The 24204-nt window shown below is 66.0% G+C and carries 16 protein-coding genes; 6 read left to right on the forward strand and 10 right to left on the reverse strand.

Annotation, left to right across the window (positions count from 1 at the left end):
* A complete protein-coding gene (locus tag RIU96_RS01200) occupies nt 1-765 on the forward strand; it encodes a class I SAM-dependent methyltransferase (RefSeq protein WP_136649036.1) in 765 nt (254 codons plus the stop codon).
* 1 nt (nt 766) lies between these two features.
* Here the strand turns inward: RIU96_RS01200 and RIU96_RS01205 are convergent, their stop codons facing one another.
* The gene (locus RIU96_RS01205; RefSeq protein ID WP_136649037.1) at nt 767-2590 is read right to left on the reverse strand and encodes a phosphoenolpyruvate carboxykinase (GTP); all 1824 of its coding nucleotides are present in this window, start codon (nt 2588-2590) and stop codon (nt 767-769) included.
* 440 nt (nt 2591-3030) lie between these two features.
* On the opposite strand from RIU96_RS01205, the gene trmB reads away from it, so the two are divergent.
* The 5 genes from trmB to RIU96_RS01230 are packed head-to-tail and all read left to right on the forward strand — an operon-like array spanning nt 3031 to nt 8272.
* Nucleotides 3031-3801, forward strand: a complete 771-nt coding sequence (gene trmB, locus RIU96_RS01210; RefSeq protein WP_136649038.1) for a tRNA (guanosine(46)-N7)-methyltransferase TrmB — start codon at nt 3031-3033, stop codon at nt 3799-3801.
* A 20-nt stretch (nt 3802-3821) separates the two neighbouring features.
* Nucleotides 3822-4538: an NYN domain-containing protein gene (locus RIU96_RS01215; protein ID WP_136649039.1), complete on the forward strand. Its 717-nt coding sequence runs from the start codon at nt 3822-3824 to the stop codon at nt 4536-4538.
* A 12-nt stretch (nt 4539-4550) separates the two neighbouring features.
* Nucleotides 4551-6890 carry an MMPL family transporter gene (locus tag RIU96_RS01220; RefSeq protein ID WP_136649040.1) on the forward strand — a complete coding sequence of 780 codons (2340 nt, stop codon included), beginning with the start codon at nt 4551-4553 and terminating at the stop codon, nt 6888-6890.
* 3 nt (nt 6891-6893) lie between these two features.
* On the forward strand, nt 6894-7925 hold the full coding sequence (locus tag RIU96_RS01225; protein ID WP_311205049.1) for a lysylphosphatidylglycerol synthase transmembrane domain-containing protein: 1032 nt from the start codon (nt 6894-6896) through the stop codon (nt 7923-7925).
* Between the two features lie 2 nt (nt 7926-7927).
* Nucleotides 7928-8272 (forward strand): DUF3054 domain-containing protein, encoded by a 345-nt coding sequence (locus RIU96_RS01230; RefSeq protein WP_301717190.1) that lies wholly within the window; start codon nt 7928-7930, stop codon nt 8270-8272.
* A gap of 268 nt (nt 8273-8540) precedes the next feature.
* On the opposite strand, the gene RIU96_RS01235 is transcribed toward RIU96_RS01230, so the two are convergent.
* From RIU96_RS01235 to RIU96_RS01275, 9 genes are all read right to left on the reverse strand, one after another.
* Nucleotides 8541-10082, reverse strand: coding sequence for an acyl-CoA carboxylase subunit beta (locus RIU96_RS01235; protein WP_136649042.1), 1542 nt, complete (start codon nt 10080-10082; stop codon nt 8541-8543).
* Entirely contained in the window at nt 10066-14838 is a 4773-nt protein-coding gene (gene pks13, locus RIU96_RS01240; protein WP_259788039.1) for a polyketide synthase Pks13, read from the reverse strand. The genes RIU96_RS01235 and pks13 overlap by 17 nt, the downstream gene beginning before the upstream one ends.
* A 31-nt stretch (nt 14839-14869) precedes the next feature.
* Nucleotides 14870-16660, reverse strand: coding sequence for a FadD32-like long-chain-fatty-acid--AMP ligase (locus RIU96_RS01245; protein ID WP_144689822.1), 1791 nt, complete (start codon nt 16658-16660; stop codon nt 14870-14872).
* A 75-nt stretch (nt 16661-16735) separates the two neighbouring features.
* On the reverse strand, nt 16736-17683 hold the full coding sequence (locus tag RIU96_RS01250; RefSeq protein WP_144773463.1) for a cutinase family protein: 948 nt from the start codon (nt 17681-17683) through the stop codon (nt 16736-16738).
* Nucleotides 17684-17715: 32 nt separating this feature from the next.
* Nucleotides 17716-18198 (reverse strand): hypothetical protein, encoded by a 483-nt coding sequence (locus tag RIU96_RS01255; RefSeq protein WP_136649046.1) that lies wholly within the window; start codon nt 18196-18198, stop codon nt 17716-17718.
* Between the two features lie 3 nt (nt 18199-18201).
* Nucleotides 18202-20136, reverse strand: a complete 1935-nt coding sequence (locus RIU96_RS01260) for an alpha/beta hydrolase-fold protein (RefSeq protein ID WP_144689818.1) — start codon at nt 20134-20136, stop codon at nt 18202-18204.
* 186 nt (nt 20137-20322) lie between these two features.
* Nucleotides 20323-21120, reverse strand: a complete 798-nt coding sequence (locus RIU96_RS01265; RefSeq protein ID WP_144317731.1) for an SDR family oxidoreductase — start codon at nt 21118-21120, stop codon at nt 20323-20325.
* 19 nt (nt 21121-21139) lie between these two features.
* A complete protein-coding gene (locus tag RIU96_RS01270) occupies nt 21140-22123 on the reverse strand; it encodes an alpha/beta hydrolase (protein WP_144689894.1) in 984 nt (327 codons plus the stop codon).
* A 120-nt stretch (nt 22124-22243) separates the two neighbouring features.
* On the reverse strand, nt 22244-24034 hold the full coding sequence (locus RIU96_RS01275) for an arabinofuranosyltransferase AftB family protein (protein ID WP_144779883.1): 1791 nt from the start codon (nt 24032-24034) through the stop codon (nt 22244-22246).
* Nucleotides 24035-24204: the final 170 nt, after the last annotated feature.

Consider the following 24204-nt stretch of genomic DNA (forward strand, 5'->3'; position numbering starts at 1 on the left):
GTGTACCGTACCCGCCGCCTCGCCACCTGGAACCGCTCAGTGCGCCTTCTCCGCTCCTTTGTGTACGAGCAGTTCCGGCCAGCCATTTTCTACGGCGGCCTCGCCCGCGACACCGCGCTGCTTATCGACGCCCTCTCCAACGACCTGACCCACTCACCGCTGAAGGCCAAGAACGTCCTCGACGTCGGGGGCGGCCCGGGCTACTTCGCCGCGGAGTTCGCCCGCGTCGGCGCGCACTACGTCGGCCTTGAGCCGGACGTGTCCGAGATGTCGGCGGCGGGCCTCAGCGGCTACGGCGCGGTGCGCGGCGACGGCGCCGCACTGCCCTTTGCCGACGCATCTTTCGACGTGGTGTATTCCTCCAACGTCGCCGAACACATCCCGAACTGGCGCGACATGGCCGATGAGATGATCCGGGTGTGCGCCCCGGGCGGGCTGGTCGTGCTCAGCTACACCGTGTGGCTCGGCCCGTTCGGCGGCCACGAGACCGGCCTGTGGCCGCATTATGTGGGCGGCGAGTACGCGAGGCGTCGTTACGCGCGCAAACATGGCCGCCAGCCGAAGAACGTCTGGGGCATGTCGCTTTTCGACGTCTCCGCGACCGACGGCCTGAGGTGGGCGCGCGAGCAAAACCTTGAGTTCGTGGCGTTCCCGCGCTATCACCCGTCGTGGGCGTGGTGGGTGGCGCGGGTGCCACTGCTGCGCGAGTTCGCGACCTCCAACCTGGTGGTGGCGCTGCGCGTGCCACCCGAAATCGACCGGTGAACTACTTCGCGGCCTTGACGCGGTCGGAGAGCTTGTCCAGCTGGTCGAAGATTTCGCTCGGGACCCGCTCGCCGAGGCGCTCGAAGTAGCGGCGCGAATCCTCGATGTCGCCGGACCACAGCTTCGGGTCGGCGTGGAGGGCTTCCTCCACATCGGCGAGCGGGGTGTCCAGGCCGGTCAGGTCGAGGTCCTCGGCGCGGGCGGTATGGCCCACGACGGTTTCGTCGGCGCCAACCTTGCCCTCGATGCGGTCGATGATCCACTTCAGCACGCGGGAGTTCTCGCCGAAGCCCGGCCACAGGAAGCGACCGTCGTCGCCGCGGCGGAACCAGTTGACCAGGAAGATCTCCGGCATGCGATCTCCGCCGCGGTTGCCCATGTCGATCCAGTGCTGGAAGTAGTCGCCCACCGCGTAACCCATGAACGGCAGCATGGCCATCGGGTCGTGGCGCAGGCTACCGACCTTCGCCTCGGAGGAGGCGGCGGTCTGCCCGGAGGAGAGCATCGCACCGATCATGGTGCCGTGCTCCCAGTCGAGCGCCTGGGTCACCAGCGGCACGGTGTCGGGGCGGCGGCCACCGAAGAGAATGGCATCGATCTTCACACCGTTCGGGTCGTTGAACTCCGGCGCGGCGGTCGGGCACTGCTCGATCGGCACGCAGTAGCGCGAGTTCGGGTGGGCGGCGTCCTGGCCGGAATCCGGGGTCCAGTCGGCACCGCGCCAGTCGATCAGGTGCGCGGGCTCTTCACCGTCCATGCCCTCCCACCAAATATCGCCGTCGTCGGTGAGCGCGACGTTGGTGAACAGGGTGTTGCCCGGCTCCATGGTGCGCATCGCGATCGGGTTGGAGGCGTAGTTGGTGCCCGGCGCGACGCCGAAGAATCCGTTCTCCGGGTTCACCGCGTACAGGCCGTCCTCCTTGAGGTGCATCCAGGCGATATCGTCGCCGACGACCTCGGCGCTCCAACCCTCGAGCGTCGGGGTGATCATCGCGAGGTTGGTCTTGCCGCAAGCCGAGGGGAATGCGCCGGCGATGTGGTAGGTCTTGCCCTCCGGCGAGGTCAGCTTGAGGATGAGCATGTGCTCCGCCATCCAGCCTTCCTCCTTGGCCATAACGGAAGCGATGCGCAGCGCGTAACACTTCTTCGCCAGAATTGCGTTACCGCCGTAGCCGGAGCCGAAGGACCAGATCTCCTTGGTCTCCGGGAACTGGGAAATGTATTTCGTGGAGTTGCAGGGCCACGCCACGTCCCGCTCACCCTCGGCCAGCGGGGCGCCGACGGAGTGGAGGCAGTGCACGAAGTTGTCGCCCTCGATCTTGTCCAGCGCTTCCTGGCCCATGCGGGTCATGATGCGCATGGACAGGACAACGTACTCCGAGTCCGTGAGCTGCACGCCCAGCTTCGGGTCGGGGTCGGTGATGGGGCCCATGCAGAACGGCACGACGTACATGGTGCGCCCCTTCATGGAGCCGCGGAAGTGCTCGCGCATCTCGTCTTTGAGGGCCTCGGGCTTCATCCAATTGTTGGTGGGGCCGGCGTCCGCCTCAGCCTCGGTGGCGATAAAGGTGCGCGACTCGACTCGTGCGACGTCGGACGGGTTGGAGCGCGCCAGGTAGGAGTTCGGGCGCTTTTCCTCGTTGAGCTTGATCAAGGTGCCCTTCTCAACCAGGTCGGCAGCAAAGGCGTCCCACTCCTCTTGGGAACCGTCTACGAAGACCACGCGCTCCGGCTGGAATAGATCCACAGCCTCGTTAACCCAAGCGATGAGGTGTTCGTTGTCGGTGGGCGCTTCCTGCGCCATCCCCTTGATTGCGGTGGTCATGTACTCTCCTGTGCCTTCGTTGTCGTCGGGTTGTCGTGGAGTTTGATCAGCGTGATGCACTTTCACTCGCTCTCCCCGGAAACGTTTCCGCGAAGAACTTTCTTGTAGGCTACTAGCCTATCGAAAACCAGCGTCTACGGGCACTAACGCTACAATTCGCGCCGACATTCCACCGCCGCCCAGTGACCCATAACACGCAAAACCCGCGCCGACATGCCCGTTTGCCACCCCCGTTTTAGGGCGCCCAAAACCCCCGCCCACCCCGCAAAACGGCGCACATCCTGCACAAACGCCACGCGCTACCCAGTCAAACATTTCGACACTCGTCGGTTGACCGATTCCCTACCCCGTTCGGGGGTGGAGAGGTGGCGGGGGGACGGGCGTCGATAAGCAGTGGCGAGAAACTTGCATTTGCGCATGTCATGTGCACAATTGACGTGATGAATAATTCTGATTTTTCCCAAACCGAACGCTCAGGCACGGGTGAACTTCCAGCCGGGCGCCCGCCCCAAACCGAGTTCACCACCGGGCTCGATTACCCGCGCCTCGGTTCCGTCACCTTCCGCCGCGGCACGCTCACCGACAACCAGGAAGCCCTCTTCGACGAGCACTGGCCTCGGCTGGGCCGCCTGCTTGACGACGCCCCCCTCAACGTCGACGAATGGTTCGGCCGCACCGGGCACCCGACGATCGTGGAAATCGGCTCCGGCACCGGCACCTCCACCGCCGCGATGGCGCCGCTTGAGGCGGACACCAACATCGTCGCCGTCGAGCTGTACAAGCCGGGGCTGGCGAAGCTGCTCGGCGCGGTCGTGCGCAATGACATCGACAACGTGCGCATGATCCGCGGCGACGGCGTTGAGGTCCTGGCCCGCATGTTCGAGCCGGAATCGCTCGACGGCGTGCGCATCTTCTTCCCCGACCCGTGGCCGAAGGCGCGCCACCACAAGCGCCGCATCATCCAATCGGGCACACTGAACTTAATCGCGACCCGGCTGAAACCTTCCGGGGTGTTGCACGTGGCCACCGACCACGCCGATTACGCTGAATGGATCGACGAGCTGGTGGACGTCGAGCCAATGCTGGAGTTTAAGGGGTGGCCCTGGCCCGAAGCGCCGCTTCTGACCGACCGCCAAGTGATTACCAAGTTCGAGGGCAAGGGCCTGGACAAGGACCATGTCATCCGCGAGTACCTCTGGGTAAAGAAATAGAACCGGGAAGCAGGACGAGAATGCACGACCTCCACGAGATGACCCACCCGTACACCCCGGGCGCGCAGGCCGGCCCCGACAGCTTCCTGCTGGTCTGGGATGCGCCGAACCTTGACATGGGCCTCGGCGCCATCCTCGGCGGGCGCCCCACCGCCGCCTACCGCCCCCGCTTCGACGCGATCGGCCGCTGGCTCATCTCGCGTGCGGAAGACGCCACAGCCGAAACCGGCGAGCGCGTCGAGCCCGAAGCGACCGTGTTCACCAACATCGCAGCCCAGGGCGCCGACGTCGTGCGGCCCTGGGTCGAGGCGCTGCGCAACGTCGGCTTCGCCGTGTTTGCCAAGCCGAAGAGCGGCGACGACTCTGACGTGGACCAAGACATGCTGGCCCACATTGAGCGCCGCCGCGACGAAGGTGTGCTGCGCGGGCTCGTCGTCGCCTCGGCGGATGGCCAGAACTTCATGTCCACCATCGAGGACCTGCTCAGCGAGGGCGTCCCGGTGACCGTCCTCGGCTTCCACGAGCACGCCTCGTGGGCGGTGATCAACGAGGAGATCGACTTCGTCGACCTCGAGGACATCCCGGGAGTCTTCCGCGAGCCGCTGCCGCGCGTCAACCTGGACCAGCTCCCGGAAGAGGGTGCCTGGCTGCAGCCCTTCCGCCCGCTCACGGCGCTGCTGCACAGCTCGCGCGGCGAGCGTACAGAGCGCAGCAACGCGCACTCGGCCCAGGCGTAAGGAGAAGCACGCGTGTTTTACAACTGGGGCGCTTTCGCGTACCGCCACCGCAAGATCATCCCCGTGGTGATCATCGCGATCATCATCGCGATGCAGGTGCTCTTCGGCTCAAAGCTCGCCGACCGCCTCTCGCAGGAGGGCTGGGAGGACCCGGGCGCCGACTCCACCGCCGCCGCTGTGATCGAGCAGGACACCTTCGGCCGCGACAACTCCGGTGACGTCATCCTCCTGGTGACCTCGCCTAACGGGGTCGCCGAAGGTGAGGTGTTCGACGCCGCGAACCGCCAGATCGAGGCGCTGCGGGACCAGTTCCCGGAGGAAATCGAAAGCATAAGCAGCTACTTCGCCACCCCCAACCCGCAGCAGATCACCGAGGACGGCACCAAGGCGTTCGCAGCGATCGGGCTTGCCGGCGACGGGGAGCAAACCCTGCGCGACTTCCGGACCATTCAACCGGCACTTGAAGCCATTGAGCTTCCCGGCGGCGCGGAGATCGAGATCGCCGGAGCCACCGCGGTCGCCGACGCCCTGGACAAGGGCATGGCCGACGACATCGCCCGCGCCGAGAAGATCGGCCTGATCTTCGTCGCGCTGATCCTCCTGTGGGTCTTCGGCAGCGTCGTCGCCGCGGCGATGCCGCTGATCGTGGGCGTGCTCTCCATCGCCGGGTCGCTGTCGCTTCTGGCTATCCTGGCGCAGTTCCAGCAGGTCAACGTGTTCTCCCAGTCGGTGATCACGCTGCTGGGCCTCGGCCTGGCGATCGACTACGGACTGTTTATGGTCTCGCGCTTCCGCGAGGAGCTGGACAAGGGCCTCGACGTCGACGAGGCGGTCGCGGTCACCACAGCCACCGCCGGCAAAACGGTGTTCTTCTCCGCGCTCATGGTCGGCGTTGCGCTTTCGGGCCTGCTTATGTTCCCGCAGGCGTTTTTGAAGTCGGTCGCCTACGGCGCGATCGCCGCGGTGGTGCTCGCCGCGGTCATCTCCGTCACCGTGCTGCCCTCCCTGTTCGGTCTCCTCGGCCGGCGCATCGACCTGTGGTCGGTGCGCAAAACCGCGCGCGTGGGCCGGCGCATCGAAGACACCGTCTGGTACCGCATCCCGCGGTGGTCAATGCGCCACGCTAAGGGCGTTGTCGTGAGCACCACGGCGCTGCTGATCCTGCTCACCGTGCCGGTGGTCGGCATCACCTTCGGCGGCATCAACGAAACCTACCTGCCTCCGAGCCAGGAAACCCGCCAGGCCCAGGACGATTTCAACACCTCCTTCCCCGCCTTCCGCACCGACCCCGTCAAGCTCGTGGTCACCGGTGCGGATAACCAGCAACTTGTCGACGTCGTCATGCAGGCGCGCCAGATCACCGGCCTGGCAAAACCGCTTGCTCCCTCGCACCCGACGCAGGACGGGACGACGATCCTGTCGGCGCCGCTTGAGGACCGCAACGGTGGGGCGGACGTCGTCAAGCAAATGCGCGCGATTGAAGCCCCGGAGGGCGTTGAGCTGTACGTCTCGGGCACACCCGCGATGGAGGTCGAGTCCATCGAGGCGCTGCTCGCGCGCCTGCCGTGGATGGCGCTTTATATGGTCGCCGCGACGTTTATCCTCATGGCGCTGCTGTTCGGCTCGATGATCCTGCCGGCGAAGGCCGTGATCATGAACCTGCTCGGCATCGGCGCGACCCTGGGCTTCCTCACCCTCGTCTTCGTCGACGGCGTCGGCGCGGGGCTGCTCGACTTCACCCCGGGGCCGTTGATGAGCCCGGTGCTGGTGCTCATCATTGCCATCCTCTACGGCCTGTCCACCGACTACGAGGTCTTCCTGCTCTCGCGCATGGTCGAGGCCCGCCACAACAACGCCTCGACCGACGGCGCGATCGCCTACGGCACAGCGCGCACCGGCGGGATCATCACCGCCGCGGCTGCCATCATGATCGTCGTCGCCGCCGCATTTGCCATGAGCGAGATCGTGATGATGAAGTACATCGCCTTCGGCATGATCTTCTCCCTCGCGCTCGACGCCACCGTGATCCGCCTGCTCCTCGTGCCCGCCGTGATGCACCTGCTGCGCGAGGACAACTGGTGGGCCCCGCGCTGGGTCAAGCGCGTCTACGCACGGATCGGCGAACACTCCGAGCACGTCCCCGCCGGCGCGAACGCCCTTTCCCCGGCCCCCGCGCCCCTCGCGCTTCAGGCCGCGCACACCGAGCTGCACGACGGCGACATCGCAGTCGCCGACACCGTGGTAGACAACCAGCCCGCGCGCGGCGGCAGGTCCGTCGAGGACAACCGCGAGCTCATCCCGTTCCAGGAGCTGATGAAGCGGCTTAACGACGAACACGGCGACGGTCGCTAACCCGTGCGCTCGCAAGTGTGGCGGTGGGTCAGGTGGCTGACCCCGCTCGCGGTGCTCGTGCTCCTCGCGCTGGTGTTCCGCGACGAGCTTTCGTTTATCGGCGAGGCTACCCGCGCGCTTGCCGACGCCCCACTCGCCCCCGTCGCCGCCGCCATCGCGTGCGCGCTACTGTCGATCGTGTGCATGGCCGCCGTCATGCAGTTGCTGATCAACGTGGAGCGGCCCGTCGCACACCTCCCCCAGGCCAGCGCCATCACTTTAGCCTCAAACGCCTGGTCCACCTCCATCCCGGGAGGCCCGGCTGTCTCGGCGTGGCTGACGTTTCGGGTGCAGCGCTCCTGGGGCGCGAGCGCGGGTGTGTGCGGCTGGTTCTTCGTCGTCTCTGGGGCCCTGTCCACGGTCTGGCTCGTCCTCATCGGCATCGCCGCGGTGATTTTCCTCGGGGCCTCTCTCTCGCTGGCGGCGCTAGGAGTCTCACTCGCCGTCGCGGTCGGTACGACGCTGGCCCTCTACTGGGCAACCCGCAACTCCGAGCTTCTAAAAAAGTGGGTGCGCTACGTTCCCGAGCGCGTGCGCGGCAAGCTCATCTCCGTGATCGACGAGGTCTCGCGCATCCGCATGTCCGCCGGGCGCTTCGCTCTGACCGCCCTGCTCTCTCTGCTCAACCGCCTTTTCGACCTCGCGGTGCTGTACTTCTCCGTCTGGGCCACCAGCGGGGAGGTACCGCTGAGCAACCCCGGACTGAACCAAACCACGCTGGCAGGGGTCACCCTCGCATTCGTCATGACCAAACTCGCCGGCGCCGCCCAGGTCACCCCCGGCGGAGTGGGCACCGTCGAAGCAATCGCCGCGGGCACCCTGGTGGCCGGCGGGCTCCCGCTTGTCGACGCCACCGCAGCCACACTCATCTACCGCGGAGTATCCTTCGCCCTGATCACCGCGATCGGGTGGGTGGTTTACCTCGCCACCTACGCCGGGCGCGGGTTCATGATCGGCGCACCGCAGCCCGACGCGGCGCCCCGCGTAAGCTCGTGAGCATGATTCGCAAGAGCTACGCCATCGCAGCAGATTTCGTCGCCATCGCCGCCTTCGCACTCCTGGCCCGCGCCGCCCACCAGACGGAGGAGATGAAGTTCAACTTCGCAAGTTGGCTGGAGACCTTCCTCCCCTTCGCCGTCGGCGTCGCCCTCGCCTGGCTGATCACCCGCGAAAACCGCGGCTGGCTGATCTGGCTGATCACCCTCGTCGTCGGCCTGATCATCTGGGGCTTCTACCGCGATAAGCTCCCCCACTGGTCCTTCGTCATCGTGGCGTCGTCCATGTCGGCGCTGCTCATGCTGGGCTGGCGCGGCGTCGTCGCCCTCGCGCAGAAGCGCCGGTAGGTGTTAGCCCCATTTTTCAGCGCAGCCGATAACGGTGAGGTTCCACACCGCGCTCGCCCCAATGAAACCCAAAGCGGGGCACCAACGGGCGGTAGCCGCCGTCAGTGCCCCGCTTTCGAGGGTCGTAACCTGGCTTACTTGAAGCTGGAGCCCCACGCGTATAGCGGGTCACCCGAGGACAGGCCGGATAGGAACCACACGACGTAGTTGAGAGCTTCGCCGACGATGTCAAGTGCGCTAGAAATCATGATTACCCTTTCGTTTTTCTTTACAGAGGGCTGATTGCGTGCTTCTTGGGTAGGTCAAATACCTGTTTCGAAGCAAGCTGGCGCAACGCCCGTCGGAGAGCAAGTCTAGTCTCCGACGGCTGGATCATGGAATCGATGAACCCGCGTTCGGCGGCGACGTAGGGAGAAGTCATGGTTTCGTCGTAGAAATCCATGAACATCTTCTTCATTGCGGCGCGCTGCGCGGGGTCCTCCACGGCGGCGAGCTGCTTGCCCTGGATCATCACTACCGCGGCCGCGGAACCCATCACCGCGATCTGTGCGGTGGGCCAGGCCAGGTTGATGTCGCCGGTGAGGTTCTTCGACCCCATCACCGCGTAGGCGCCGCCGTAGGCCTTGCGCACGATCAGCGCGACCTTGGGCACGGTGGACCCGGCCACGGCGAAGCCAAACTTGGCGCCGCGGTGGATCAGACCCACCTTCTCCTGCTCCACACCTGGCAGGTAGCCGGGGGTGTCCACCACGAACACGAGCGGAATGTTGTAAGCGTCGCAGATGTGGATAAACCGCGCACCCTTGTCCGCGGCGTCGGCGTCGATGCAGCCGGCGTAGTGCATGGGGTTGTTCGCCACGAAACCGACCGTGCGGCCGTCGATACGCCCGAACGCGCAGATCAGGTTCTCGGCGTAGTTGGCCTGGATCTCCACGACGTCCTCGTCATCGCCGAGCTGGACCAGCAGGTCCATCATGTCGTAGCCGGCGTTGGTGTCGTCCGGCATGAAGGTGTCGAGGTCGGAGTCGTCGAGCTCGTCGTCGGCCGGCGCCCACGCCACCGGGGCCTCGTCGAAAGTTGAGGTGGGCAACAGCGCCAGCAGCTCGCGGACGTAGTCGAAGGCCTCCTCCTCGCTGCCAACGACCGCGGAGACGTTGCCGTTGAGCTCCTGCTGGGAGGCTCCGCCGAGCTCGGCAGAGCTGATGTTTTCCCCCGTGACCTCGCGGATCACGGCGGGGCCCGTGACGTACATCTCGGCCTGGCCCTCGACAGCGACGACGAAGTCGGTGGTCACCGGCGCGTACACGGCGCCCCCGGCGGACTTGCCCAGCATGATCGAGATCTGCGGGGAGCGACCACTCAGCGGGAACTGGCGCCGCGCGATCTCCGAGTACATCGCCAGCGACGTCACCGCGTCCTGGATGCGCGCACCGCCGGAGTCTTGGATACCGATCACCGGGCAGCCGATCTTGATGGCCATGTCCATGATCTCGGTGACTTTGCGTCCGAAGGTGACGCCGACGGAACCGCCGTAGACCGTTTTGTCGTGGGCGTAAATGGCCACGGGGCGGCCGTCGATACGCCCGTAGCCGGTGACCACACCGTCGGAGTAGACGGCGTCCGGGTCGCCGGGGGTGCGGGCGAGCGCGCCGACTTCGACGAAGGTGCCTTCGTCTAAAAGCGCGTTGATGCGCTGGCGCGGCGTGGTTTGGCCAGCGTCGTCGCGCCTCTTGCGTGATTTCTCCGAGCCCGGGTCCTGCGCCTTGTCCAGGCGCGAACGCAGGTCGGCGAGCTTAGCGGCGGTTGACATTATCAATCCAATCGTTCATGTGCTTGCCGACGATCCCCACCGCCGGCTCGTCGACTACCGCGAGGTGGTCACCGGGTAGATGCACGATTTCCAGGTCGTCGACGATGCCCCCCCAGCCACCGTCCTCGTCAATGTGGGCGTAGGCCGGCTCGAGGATGATCGCGCCCTCGTGCATCCGCTCCGCGCGGAACAGCAGCACCGGCACCTTCACCCCAGCCCAGCGGGCGAAGTCGAGGTTGCCCAGGATCTGGTTGTCCACGAACGATGCCCGCTGGTGCTCCAGCACACCGGCAGCCAACCCGTGGGCGGAGGCGTCGGTGGTGGCGAGGAACTCGCCGAGCATGTTCAACACGGCGTCTTCACCCGCGCTGTCGAGCAGGTCGTAGGGCACCGGGAAGTCGAGCCCGTAGGTGTCCTTGGCAAACTGCGCGTAGCGCTCCCAGCGCTTGCGCGTTTCCTCTTTCGTCTTCGGCGCGGGATTGGACGGCCGCGTGGTGTCCAGCAGCGCGATGAAGGCGACCTTGTCGTCGCCGAGCTGGTGGGCGACCTCATAGGCCAAAGCACCGCCGAAGGACCAGCCGGCGAGGACGACCGGGCGGCCGTCGGAAAGCCGCTCGATGTCCTCGACGTAGGCCGCGGCGCGCTCCTCTAACGTGCCCTCGAGGCGCTCAATGCCGTAGACGGGCACGTCCCTGGCCAGCCGGCGCGACAAGGGCTCGTAGACCGAGCTCGATCCCCCGGCCGGGTGGAAGACGAACACGCTTGGCTTATCGACGCCCTGACCACGCTCCCGGAACACCCGCACGTTGCCATCCACGGGCGTCTCTAAGCCCTCGCGCACCTTGTTCGCCAGCGTCTCGAGCGCGTCCGCGCCGCTGACCTCGGCTGCCGTGACCTCGATGCCGGAGCGCTCGGACAGGTGCGCGGCAATCTCGGCGGCGACGGCGTCGTCGATTGCCGGCAGCGGGGAGGTCACACCGGCAGCAGCTGCGCCGGCGTACTTCGCCCAGGCGCCGAACACCATGCGCTCGGAGGCGTCGCGCGGAGCAACGCCCACCCCAGTTGTCCCGGCGGCCTCGGCCTTGGCCACCTCGGAAGCGACGTCGCGGGTCGGCGAGTTGTCGGGGCGCGGCTGCGGGGCGTCGCTGTTGCCGGCGACGGCCTGCTCGACGATGCGGACCACGTCGGCCACGGAGGCGTCGCGAAGCGTCTGCACCTGCAGCGGCGGGATCTGGAAGTCGTTTTCGACGCGGTTTTTAATGCGCATGCCCATGAGCGAATCCAACCCGAGGTCGATCAGCGGCAGCTCGTCGGGCAGGTCATCGGCGTCGTAGCCCATCGTCTCGGAGACGATCGCGCGCAGGCGCTGCGCCACCGTTTCACCCGAGCTCGGGTCCCAGCGCACGGCGTCGACCTCCTCGACGCTGCGCAGCGGTGCTGCCTCGGCGGGCTCGGCGACCTCGGCCACACCCTGCGGCGAGCGCGGGCCCGCCAGATCGAGCGTGGTAGCGAAGCCTTCTACGAGCAGCGTGTCACCGCTGTAGACGGAAACGCTGGTGCCGCCGAGGGAGTGCGCCGCGATCGTGGTCAGCTCGCCGTGCGCGGGCAGGACCCCGTGCTCCTGGGTGGCCACAACGCTCGCGCCCGGGCTGACCTGCTCGGCCACGGCCTCGATGAGCTGGTGCGGGCTGTAGACCTGGTCGGCCTGCACCGCGTATGCCACCTTGCCGTCGGGCAGTGCGACCTTGGTGCCCAACAGCGACGCGCTGCCGGACAGCGGGCGCGCGGAGGTCCACAGGCGGTTGCGCTTCATCGTCGTCGCGGGTGCGGCAAGAAGCGGACCCGGACCGTAGAAGCCGGTGAAGTCGACGGGCACGCCCTGGACGTAGAGCTTGGCCGCTAGATCACGCAGCGACTCAACCTCATCGACCTTGCGTTTGGTGGAGAACAGAAGCTGAACGTCCGGCTTGCCCGCGCTAAACGCGGTGTTCATCATGCCCATCACGGCCACCGGGTTCGGGGCGATTTCAACAAACGTGGTGTGCCCGGCGCGCAGGGCCGCTTCCGTGGCGTCCTGGAAGAAGACGGGTTGGCGGGTCATGCGCAGGAAGTACTCGTCGTTGTGCACCGTCTCGCCGGCGGCGTACACCACGCCGCGGTCCACGGAGGAGTACAGGGGCACGCGCAGCGGCTGGCCGGTCAGGCCGGCGAGCTCGCCGGCGAGATCGCCCATAATGGGATCAAGCATGCTGGTGTGTCCCGCGCCCTTGACCTGCAGTTTGCGGGCGAACTTCTCCTCGGCCTCAAGTGCACCAACCAGCACGTCGACCGCCTTTGCGGGCCCGCCCACAGTGGTCATGCCGGGTCCGGCATAGACCGCGGGCTCCACGCCCTCGGCCTCGGGGTGGGTGCGCACGGACTCGGCAAGCTCCTCGCGCCCGAGCTCGACGACGGCCATCGCACCCTCGGCATCGGTGCCGGCGATCTGCTCCACGCCCTCGTTCATCAAACGGGCACGGTGGCACGCGATGCGCACGGCCTCTTCACCCGTTAACCCGCCCGCGCCATAGGCCGCGGCCATCTCGCCCATTGACATGCCCATCGTGGCGGCCGGGGTGATACCAAAGCTGGCCAAAAGGTCCGTCTGCGCGACCTGGATCGCGGTGATCGCCACCTGGCCGGTTTCGGTGTCGTAGGTCTTTTCGTCGTCGGTGATCAGGTCCATCAGGGACCAGCCGGACTCGAACGTGACCACCTGGTCGAGCTGCTCCAGACGGCGGCGGAACAGCGGGGAGATCTCCACGAGCTTCTTCGCCATCAGCCTGTGCTGCGAGCCGAATCCGGAGTAGACGAACACCGGGCCGACGGGCGCCGGGGAATCGGCCACAGCGATGCCCGGCCCGGTCTTGCCCTCCGCCACCTGGCGCAGCCGCTTGACGGCTTCTGCGATGCTCGCCGCCTGCACGACCGCGGCGGAGCGAGCGTGGTTGCGCTTTGCCAGCGAGCGCGCCACGGGCACGAGGTCCGCGTCCTTGCGGCCCTCGAGGTAGTCCGCCACGGTCGCGGCGGCGTCTTTGCGGCGCGACGGCAGATGGCCGGACACCGGCAGTGCGACAGCGGGGCTGTCGCTGTGGGTGCCGACAAGCTCAGCTGGCGTCGAAACAGGTTCCGAGGAGTAATCGGCGGGGTCGAAGTCACTCACCACAACGTGGGCGTTTGTACCGCCGAAGCCGAAGCCGGACACGCCCGCGATGCGGCGGCCCGAGTAGCGCGGCCACTCGCGCGGGTCCTGGACCACCTCGATGTGGGCGGCGTCGAAATCGACGTACTCGTTCGGGGCGGTGTAGTTCACCGACGCCGGGATGGTGTCGTGCTTGAGTGCTTCGACCACCTTGATCAGGGCGGCTGCGCCCGCGGCGGACTCGGAGTGGCCGATGTTCGATTTCGCGGAGCCGAGCAGCAGCGGGGCGGCGTTCGTGCGCTTTTGCCCGAGCACGGCTCCGAGAGCGGTGGCCTCAATCGGGTCGCCGAGGATTGTGCCGGTGCCGTGCGCCTCGACGAGATCGACCGTGGCCGGGTCGATGCCCGCATCCGCGTACGCGCGGCGCAGGACATCGACCTGGGCCTCCGGGTTCGGTGCGGTCAGCCCGTTGGAGTGCCCGTCGGAGTTGGTGGCCGAGCCCTTGATCACACCGTAGATCGTGTCGCCGTCGTTCATCGCGTCGTCGACGCGCTTGAGCACGAGGAAACCGGCGGCCTCCGAGCGGACGATGCCGTCGGCGTCGGCGGAAAACGCGTGGATGCGCTCGGTCGGGGAAATCACCCCGAGCTCGGAGAACATCAACGAGGCGTGCGGGCTGGCCATGATGTTGACGCCGCCGGCGAGCGCCACGTCGCACTCCCCGTCGCGCAACGCGCGCACCGCGTGGTGGGTGGACACCAGCGATGCCGAGCAGGCCGTGTCCACGCTGACGGAAGGTCCGCGGAAATCAAACGCGTAGGAGATGCGGTTCGGAATAATCGCTGAGGACGCCCCGGTCAGGCCGTAAGGGTGCGCCGTGGTGGGATCCGACGACATGAGCAGGCCGTAATCGTTGTTCGAGGAACCAACGAACACCCCGACGGGGGCACCCCGCAGGGAGCTGGCGGGAATGTGCGCGTCCTCGAGCGCCTCGAACGCCAGCTCCAGCATGATGCGCTGCTGCGGGTCCATGTTCTCGGCCTCGAGCGGGCTGAGACCGAACATTTCGTTGTCGAAGGACGCGATGTCGCTCAAATACCCGCCGGCGGTGCTTTCGTCCTCGAGCTTGGTGCGCATGAGGGGGTCGGCCAGGTACTCCGACCAGCGCCCCTCGGGCAGGGGTCCGGTGGTCACCTGGCCGTCGATAAGCAGCTGCCAAAACTCGCTGACGCTGTCCGCGCCGGGGAAGCGGCCCGCGGTGCCGACGATGGCGATGTCGCGGGTGCCCGGTGAATGATCCGCGCGATTGCGAGCGGCCTGATACTGCGGAGCGTCCGGGGTCTTCTGCGCGGTCAGCGCGGCGGCCAACGAAGCGATCGTCGGGTACTGGTAAGCGATCGTCGGATCGATCCGCGTGCCAAGCAGATTCTCCAGCTCACCCGACATGATCACAGCGTCGCGCGAGGACAAGCCGAACGTTTGCAGGGGCTTGGCCGGGTCGATGTCGGCGATGTCGGCTCCCGTGGTCTGGGCAACCCACTCGCGCAACCAGGTGATCAGCTCAGTTTCGTTCATAAGCATTGAGCCTATCGCTCCTCGCTTCTTTCTATCGGTTGAGGTACTTCTGCATGTTCACGCGGCGGGCAATCTTGCCGGAGGACGAGCGCGCAATCCCATTCGGGGCGTAAAACTCCACCACATCGGGCGACACACCGTGCTTGGTGGTCACCGCGGCGCGAATGGAGTCTTCCGCAGCGAGGTCGCCTTCGGGTGAGGCGCCGTCGGCGCGCTCGACGAACAGCACCAGGCGCTCAACGTCCTCGCCCGGAACCGCGAAGGCCGCGACCGAGTCTGCCCGGACGTGGTCGGTGGCCTCCATCACGGTGGCTTCGATGTCCTGCGGGTAGTGGTTGCGCCCGGCAATGACCACCAGCTCCTTGAGTCGGCCGGTGATGTAGACCTCGCCGTCGTAGACGGTGCCCAGGTCACCGGTGGCAAGCCACGAATCGCGCGGCAGGCCCTCGCGCAGGGTCTCGTTGATGGAGTTGTCGAAGGCTTCCTTGGTTTCTTCCTCGCGGTCGAGATAGCCCCCTGCAACGTTGGCGCCGTGGATCCAGATCTCGCCGATGGTGCCGTCCTCGAGCTCGTTGCGGGTTTCCGGGTCGACGATCGCGAAGTCCATCCAGCGCACCGGGTGGCCGGTCGAGGCCATGGCCAGGCCGTCTTCGGTTTCCACGGCGCGGCCCAGGGCGAGCTGCTCGCGGTCGAACCTGGTAAACCGCGGCTCGTCGGCGAGCGTGACAATCAGCGTCGCCTCGGCCAGGCCGTAGCCTGGGCGAAGCGAGTCGCGGCGCATGCCGGCAGGCTCGAAGGCCGCCATGAACGTGTCCACACCGGCCTGGGTGACGGACTCGGAGCCGATGATCAGCCCCTCGACGCCGGACAGGTCAATGTCGTCCGATTCGGTAACCGGGGCGTAGCGTGCGGCGACGTCGAGGGCGAAGTTCGGGATGACCGAGTAGACGTGCATGTCGTCCGGCTCGTCCGCGCGGCGTGCCAGCTGTTTGATGAAGCGCTTCGGCTGCTGGATGAAGTCACGCGGCGCCATTAGTTCAACCTCGTTGCCCAGCACGACGAGCAGCATCGACACGATAATGCCCATGTCGTGGTGCAGCGGCAGCCAGATCGCGGCGCGCAGCGGCTGCTGGAGCTTACCGGCGGTGTAAATCTGGATCACGTTGGTGACAATTGATTCATTGGTCAGCACCACGCCCGCCGGCATGCGGGTCGACCCAGAGGTGTACTGCAAAAACGAAGTATCCAGCGCGGTATCGGTGCCCTCCGCCGTCTCCAGCGGCTCCCACGACTCGGCGAGCGAGTCCGGCAACGAATCCACCAAGAGGATACGGGGGCGTTCGGCGGCCGGCAGGTCCGCAAAAAAGGCCCGCACGGCAGGCGCGCCCGCCTTATTGGTCAGGACGGTTTTCGCAGCCGAATCCGCGAGCACGGCTTTGAGGTGCTCTCCGTGTCCCGGCTCGTTCGGGTCGTAGAGCGGGATCGGGACCTGGCTGGCATACATCGCCCCCATGAAGCCGAACAGGTACTCCGGGGAATTCGACGCGAGGATGGCGACGCGGTCGCCGGGCTCGCCGACCTGCATGAGCCGCGCGGCGACGGCCTTGATGCGGGTGTTGACTTCGCGGCGGGAGTATTCGACAACCGTGCCCTCTGCGCTCTCGGAGTAATCCCAGTAACGGATGTTGGTGTCATCGATGTTGCCCATCTGGGCACCCATGAAGTACAGCATCTCGGTCAAAGCCGGGATGGTGAAGTTTTGGGGGAGGACGATGTTTCCGTCCTCGTCGATGAAGCGCTGGATGATGACTCCGAGATCCATGGGACTCCTTCGCGTGAGTTTTCGGCGGGGCAGGGTTGATAACCCCATTACTATATAGTTTCGTTATCCAAATTGTTACCTGGTGCGCAACTCCTCGTCGATCACGCCACGCGCCCAATCTACCGTCCATTGCGGAGCCGTAGTGCCGTCGATCACATTGGGGTTGGACGCGTACATCGCATGCGTGCCGTTAGCCAGCATCAAGTCGCCCGCGCGGGCAATCAAAGTGCCGATATCCTGGGGCGCGTCGCAGATGGAGTCATCGGGCGCGCAGATTTGAAACGCCCTGTCAGAGACCTCGCCGAAGCCGCCCTCCCGGGCCCCCGTCATGGTCGCCCCGGGGGTGACGGCGTTGACCACCCCCTGCAGCGGCTTCAGCGCGATCTCGGCGCCGACCCCCGGAAGCTCGCCGCCAGGGTTGACGCCCACACCGTTTTCCCGGCGCCCGTCGGCGATCATCACCGCGCCGAGCAGCTTCTCCGGCGGCACCGGGTGGTTACGCGTGCCGATCTGGTTAGCAATGTCGCCGGCGATCACCGCGCCCTGGGAGAACCCGGCGATGATGAACTTCGTGCTGGGGCAGGTGGTGTTGACGAACTCGAGCTCGCCGTTGGTGCGCGCCGTGCCTTCCTCGCGGGACTGGTCGTAGGTCATCTCCTGGCGGCCCTGTTCCGACTGGATGTTGCGGAACTGCGCGGTGTACGGGGTCGTCCACACGCGCACCTGCCCGATGTCGTAGGCCTCCTGGAGAGGTCGGCTGATCGAGAGCATGAAGCTGTAGGGGTTCGCCTGCGGGTTGAACGGGTCGTCGTCAGGCGAGCTCTCCCACGTGCCCGGAATCGAGACGAACTGCACCGCTGGGCACCATGCGGGTTCCGAGGTCGGCTCCGGCGACTCGTCGGTCGGCAACGCAATCGGCGGCTCCGGCAAGGTCGGCCCCTCACCGGAGCGCCACTGGGCGATGCCCATCGCGATGAGGATCACGACGACGATGACGGAGACGACGATTAACAGCTTGCGCACAAATGCTCCTTAAAAGAGGCGGCTAGCGTCAGCTAGCACAGGTGCTCGTGCGCGGAGTCGTCGATAAGCGTAGAGACGGCGTCGGGGGCGAGCTCGGTGCGACGCTGCTCGATGAGCTGCCCGGCAACCGCGTCACGAATGATGGTACTTCCGTCGCAGACACTAACCCCAGTGGCTGTGAGTTGGGCTTCAACCCCTTGGACGTTGATGCCCTGGTTCCTGAGCGCTTCCAGGTAGGCGTCTTCCTCAGGGGTGAACGCCGGGCCCTGCTCGGGCACTGACTCAACTTCCTGGGCGGGCGCGTCTGCACCCGGGGCCGGCGCGGCGGGGCGCGGGGCAGCAGAGGTGGTCGTCGTCGACGTGGTCGCCGTCGTTTCGGTGGACTCGGTCGTCGTCGCAGGCATGCTTGACGACGTCTGCGCCGACGTCACCTCCGAGCTGTCCACGGTGCTGGACCCGCACGCGGTAAGGGCACAAGCCGCCGCGATCGCGGCGGCTGCAAGAAGATGTTTCATGCCCTAGCGCATCCGCTCATTAACGACGCCGTTGATCTCAGAGATCGTCCCGTTCTGGAAGTCGATGGTGCGCCCGCCGGCGGGGATGTCGCGCTGGTCGGAGACAGGCCAGCCAAAGCGGCCCTGCTCCCAGCCGTTTGCGCCCCACCGGTCGAAAATCGCGCCGTAGTAGATCACGTGTGCGCCGGTTTCCGGCGACCAGTAGAAGTTGCCGTTCTGGAACTCCTGGTAGACGCCGCCGTTGATCTTCCTCTCGTTGCTCCTCGGGTACCCGAGCGGGGAGGCGGCGGTGTTCATCTCGCCGTACTTCGCGCCGATCGCACCGTGGAGAATGTTGTGGCTGCCATCCGGGTTCCGGGTGAGGTAGCCATTTTGGAACTTCTGCACGTAGCCCTCGCCGATTTGCTGGGACTCCGCGACCGGGTAGCCCAGGTCACCGCGCTCGTAGCCGTTCTCGCCCCACGCGTTAAACATGTCGCCAGGGATGGCGTACGCGCCGGTGGACGGGGTCCAGTAGATCGAGCCGTTCTGGAAGTGGACGTAGCGCCCCACCCCGTCCGGGGTGATCATCTCGCCGGTCTTGGGGAAGCCGAGCCAGCCCTGCGGGCCACCGAGGCTGTTGTACTTGGCCAGGATAGCGCCGAAAAGCGCGTGCGCCCCGGTGTCCGGAGTCCAGTACGCGGTACCGCCGCGGAAGTCCTCGGCCTTACCGCCGGCGATGTCGTACTCGTTGTTGACGCACGAGCCGATGACGCCGGACTTGGTGGCCTCGGCGATCGCGCCGATGGGCGCGCAGTCTGCGCCGCGATCGTCCTTGGACAACCCGAGCGAATCCGCGATGTACGGCCACGCCTGGACCATCTCGAACTGCCAATACTCCCAAGAGTGAACGCCCGAGGGACGGAAGTGGACGATCGGCTTGACTGAGGTGCGCGCCGCGTAGTCAAGGAAGGTCTGCGTGGACATGCGCGAGATCACCTCGAGGCCGACGCCCGCCAAGTTCGCCGGGCCGTTGGCCACGGAATCCGGCTGGCCGTAGTCGTCACGGCCGTTGCCCGCCGAGACATAGACCGTCATGTCCTTGAGGTTCTCGATGCCCAGCTTGGGATCGTGGTCGATCCAGTCCTGGGAGCCGGGAGGGCCCCACATGGCCAGGGAGTCGTACCCGCCGGCATCCATCTGTGCCGCCTGAATGGCCTGGGGCATGCCCGCCGTGGTGGTGTCCAGGTAGCCGGAGAAGGAGCCGACGAAGTCGAACAGGTGGGGGTTGCGCTCCGCGAGGTTCATCGCGGCGGTGCCGCCCATGGAGAGGCCGACCACGGCTCGCTTGCCGTTGGAGCGGAACTCGTTGTCGAGGATCGGAACGAGTTCCTTCGTCAGGAAGGTCTCCCACTTGTAGTTCTTGCCGTTGTTCGGGCGCTGCCAGTCGGAGTAGAAGGAGGATTCGCCGCCGACAGGAAGGACGACGTTGACGTTCTTATCGGCGTAGAACTGCTCGATGTTCGTCTCGATGGTCCATCCGTTTTCGTCGTCACGCGCGCGCAGCCCGTCGAGCGCCCAAACCTCGGGGAACGTCGCCTCCGGGTTGGAGTGCCAGTCGCGGGCGAGCAGGATCTGCACCTGCATGAGCTGCTCCGGCATCGCCGCCGACTTGATAAAGACGGCGACGCGGCGGTTGGTCAGCCACTCGATGCGGTCGACCGACACCCCGGCGGGAAGGCCCGGGATCTGCGGATTCCTGTCCACCTCGATGGGGGTGCGCTGCGGCGGGTCGGACGGGCGGATGTTGTCGGAGAATCCCGAGCTCGACAGCCCCGGCAGGCTGTTTTGGGCGACAGCGGGAGCCGCGGATGCGCCGACCACCAGCGCGGTGGGGATTGCGGCCGCGATGAGCCAGTTGCGGCTCTGAGTGAGACGCGGGGAACGAAGTTCACGCATGAATATCCTGCCTTTTCCTGTTTGTGGGTCCGTGAAAGGTACGTCATGCGCCCGTTCCGGGGGTTCCCCTCCCCCGGTACGCATGCACAACGAGTTAATCGGTCGCACCGGTGTACTTGTTACGGTACTCGAAAGCTTAAGTTTTACTTGAGAGTTTATACGTGTGACACGCCGCAACCAATGTGACTAAAGCGCATGTTTGCGAGAGATGAGGTTGAGCATCCACTGTCGAGGCACAAGCCGCGACACCGGAAACGCCAGCCACGCTGCCGATCCGCACGCATAGAACGGCTTCGGCTTATCCGCCTCAACTACCTGAGCAATTTGCTTGGCGACGCGCTCGGCACTGATCCCGGAGCGCTCATTGGTGTCAAGCTTGTGCAGCATCCTGGCAAATTCCTGGGCAAACGGCCCGCCCTCGTCGACGTACTTCGTGCGCCGCGCGGACAGGCCCGTGGCGATGGAGCCGGGCTCGACGACGCTAAACCACACCCCGAACGGCGAGTACTCGCGCCGCGCCGCAAGCGCGAAACCCTTGATCGCGGCCTTGGAGGCGACGTAGCTGGAACGGTACGCCAGCGGGAAGCTGCCCAGCATCGAACCGACCATAACCACTCGACCGCGCCCGGCGTCGCGCATTGCGGGCGCGAGGCGCTGGGTAAGGTCCACGTGCCCGATCACGTTGACTTGGAACAATCGCTCGAGCGCTTCGCGCGGCAGCTCCTCGAACGGCCCCGACTGCGACTCCCCCGCGTTGTTGGCCACAACCTCGGGCGTGCCCACAGCGAGGATCTCTTCCGCGCAGCGCTCGATCGAGTCAGGGTCTTGCAGGTCAAGGCCGAGGTAGGTCACCCCGGCAATCGCGTCGGAGACCGACTCCGGATTCCGGGTTGTGCCAATGACGTGGTAGTCAGCGCAAAGCCGCTGCGCTGTGGCGCGGCCGATTCCTGAGGTGGCACCGGTGACTACAGCGAGCGGCTTCATGGCGTGATCTGGGTCCTTCTTACCAGGCGTTCATGACATCGAGGACGCGAGGCTTCGTCGCCTCGAGCTGGCTGCCGAACTGCACCCAGTTGTGCACACCGGTCGGGGTGTAGACCTCGGTGAAGTTGATGCCGGAGGCGCGGGCTTTCAGCCCCCACAGGCGGGTGGTGAAGTTCGAGTACGCCTCCAGCGCAACGCCCGAGGCGATGTGCTGCGGCAGGTAACCCGCGTCACCCGGGCCCGGCACGGCCGCGCCCGCGGAAACGTAGACGTCCGAGTTACGCAGGCCATCCATGTTCAGGAACGGGTCGTTCTCAAAGCGCTCCGGGCTCAGGATCGAGCCGTACATCGCGTTGATGTTGAAGCCGCCACCGTCGAGAAGCGCCAGGCGCAGGGCGGTCTGGCCACCCGGGATCGTTGTGGCGAGGTAACCCGAGAAGGACAGGACCTGGCGGAACTGATCCGGGTGCTTCGCCGCCAGGTTCATCGCGGCTGTGCCACCCATGGACAGGCCGAGGATGGAGTTGTTGTTGGGCGCGACCCCGAAGTGCTGCTGCAGATAGCCGGGCAGCTCGGAAGTGAGGAAGGTCTCCCACTTGTACACGACCGGGTTGTTGAAGTCGTACGTCGCCGGGGCCCTCCAGTCGGCGTAGAAGGAGGACTTGCCGCCGACGGGCATCACCAGGGTGATGTTGGAGTCGACGTAGGTCTGCGCGGCGTTGACGTCGCTCAACCATGCGTTCGTGTAATCCGTCGCGCGCAGTCCGTCGAGCAGGTAAAGACCGGCGTTGCCGCCGCGTGCTGCCGGCTGAATCTGGACCGGGATGTTGCGACCCATCGAGTCCGACCAAACGTCGCAGCGCTGGACCCAGTAATTGACCGGGTCCCACTCGCAGGCGCCGGTCGCGTCGGCGCGCAGCCAGTCCCGGTTCGCCGCGTGGGCTTTCGGGGCAGCGACAATCATTGACGCTGCCATCGTCGCAATGACGAGGAGCGCCATCATGGCGCGCTTCACGGAAATGCTCGCGTACACAGAAGCCCCCTAAGGCGTTGACACTAAATAGTGACGTTGACGTTATCAAGTTGTTGCGTTTGACGCCAATAGTAAAGCTGCCATGCCCTCTCATCGAGGGGTAGGCCACGCGATTTGTGGGCCGTGCAGGCCAACGTCTTCCCCGGCCTTTATCCTACTCAGCGTTCCCTCATCGAGATAGGTCGCGGGGTCGTCGTCAAGCTGCAGGCTCCTCCCCCCGCTTAAGGCGAAGGCGATGTTCTTCGCAAACCTGCGCGGGCTCATCGGCTCGCGGGAGGTCGCCAGCAGCTCCTGGATCTCGGGTGTGCGCAGCGCCGCGCGCGCCTGAAGCACGCCTTGCTTATCGACGCCCTCCGGCAGCGCATCAACATCCACAGCGGTGTCCGCGATCTGCCATGTAAACGGCAACCACTTGTCGTGACCGATACGCCCCTCCGGGTCGCGGGGCATGCGTGCGGCCAGCGGCGTGGCCAGGCCCACGGTGTCGAGCACGCGCGTGTCCAGGCCCGAGTTCATGCTGGTCATGCCGAGGTTGAGCAGGTAGAGGCTCAGCGGCAGGTTGTTCAGATCGGTTTGCGCCTGCGTGCGCGGGCGGGGGTACCAGAAGAAGGTTGCCGGCTCCTCGTCGGTTTGCCCAATTTCCATCTGCGCCGCGTTGAGTCGGTGTGACTCCTCGAGGGCCTGCGGCCAGTTCGACATCAGCTCCCAGGCAAGGAAGTCCTCGGCGTACTTGGGCGCGTCGCCAGGCTCGTGTTTCGTGGCCCAGGCCCAAAATCCCCGTTCGTCCACAATCCAGGTCCCGTCTGGGGCGAGCGAGTCCGGGTCGTACGGGTGCGACTTTGCCACGATTGCGCCCGCCCACAGCGCCACAACCAGCACCGCAGCGCCGATGCGGCGCGTCAGCGGCACCACCATCACGGGCAGGAGCAGCGCAAACAGCGGCAGCAGCAGCATGCGCCCGTGCATGAAGTCGCCGCCGACGCGCAGAACGTAGAGGACGTGGACCACGCCGCACCCGACGGTGAGCAGAACGATCGTGCGCTCACGGCCGTGGGCGCCGCGCATCAACACGATGCCGATCGCCAGCACAGCGGCAATGACCAGCCACAGAGCGTACGGACCGACGAAATCCCACAGGTAGACAAACCCCTGCCCCCAGGCGGAGTCAGACGCCGACTTGGCCACCGCGGTGTGCGGGGTAAGAAGGCCGTAGTAGCCCATCCGGAAAATTTGGTAGGCCGCCGGAAGCGGAATCGCCACCAACAAAATCCTCCACCACTTGCCTGGACTCGCGGCCAAAAGCACGATGCCCGTCACACCGCCGTAGAGTGCTAGTTCGGGCCTGACCAGCCACGACAGCCCGCACCAGAAGGCAAGGAAGTAGCCCACCTGCGTGGACTGCACCCCGCCGACCGGGCGCGCCCACCGGACCAACAACGCCCACCACACCGCGAACCAGAAGATGGACAGCCCCCACTCCAGCCCGGAGGTGGCAAAGTCGCGCGCCGGGGGCAGGGCGAGGTAGATGATGACGCCAAAAGGCAGCACCGTATCCGCCCAGAAGCGGCCCGTTGCCCAGGTCGCTACTGCGCAGGCGGCGACGGTGAAGGCGAGTGCGAGCCACATAGCGACGGCTTCCAACCGCGCGCCCGTTAACCAGGCGGCGGCGCTGATCGCGTACTGCCACAGCGTCGACGTGTTCGCTTCCACCCGCTCGCCGACGTTGAAGACGGGGCCGTTGCCAACGAGGATGTTGCGCACGGTGCGCAGCACGATCAGGCCGTCGTCGCTGATCCAACGTCGCGTCCATCCGCCCCAGAACGCGAAAACACCCGCCACCACGGTGGACGCGATAAGTGAGAGGCGGACGTTGTGAGTCATTGCTGAAAGTCTAGTGGGTCTTTGGCCATGGAAAGTGAATGCTGCGGCCTTGGGCGTGGCAGAAGATATCACGGCCAGGGTTGGTGGGTTGGTGTGATGTTTCGGGGGGTGAGATGTCACGGTGGACGGTGTCGGTTAATCCGTGACCCGCTGTTTTGCTCCTGGGTGTT

Origin of the sequence: Corynebacterium sp. Z-1 (genome assembly GCF_031844665.1) — a bacterium.
Taxonomy (GTDB): Bacteria; Actinomycetota; Actinomycetes; order Mycobacteriales; family Mycobacteriaceae; genus Corynebacterium; species Corynebacterium sanguinis.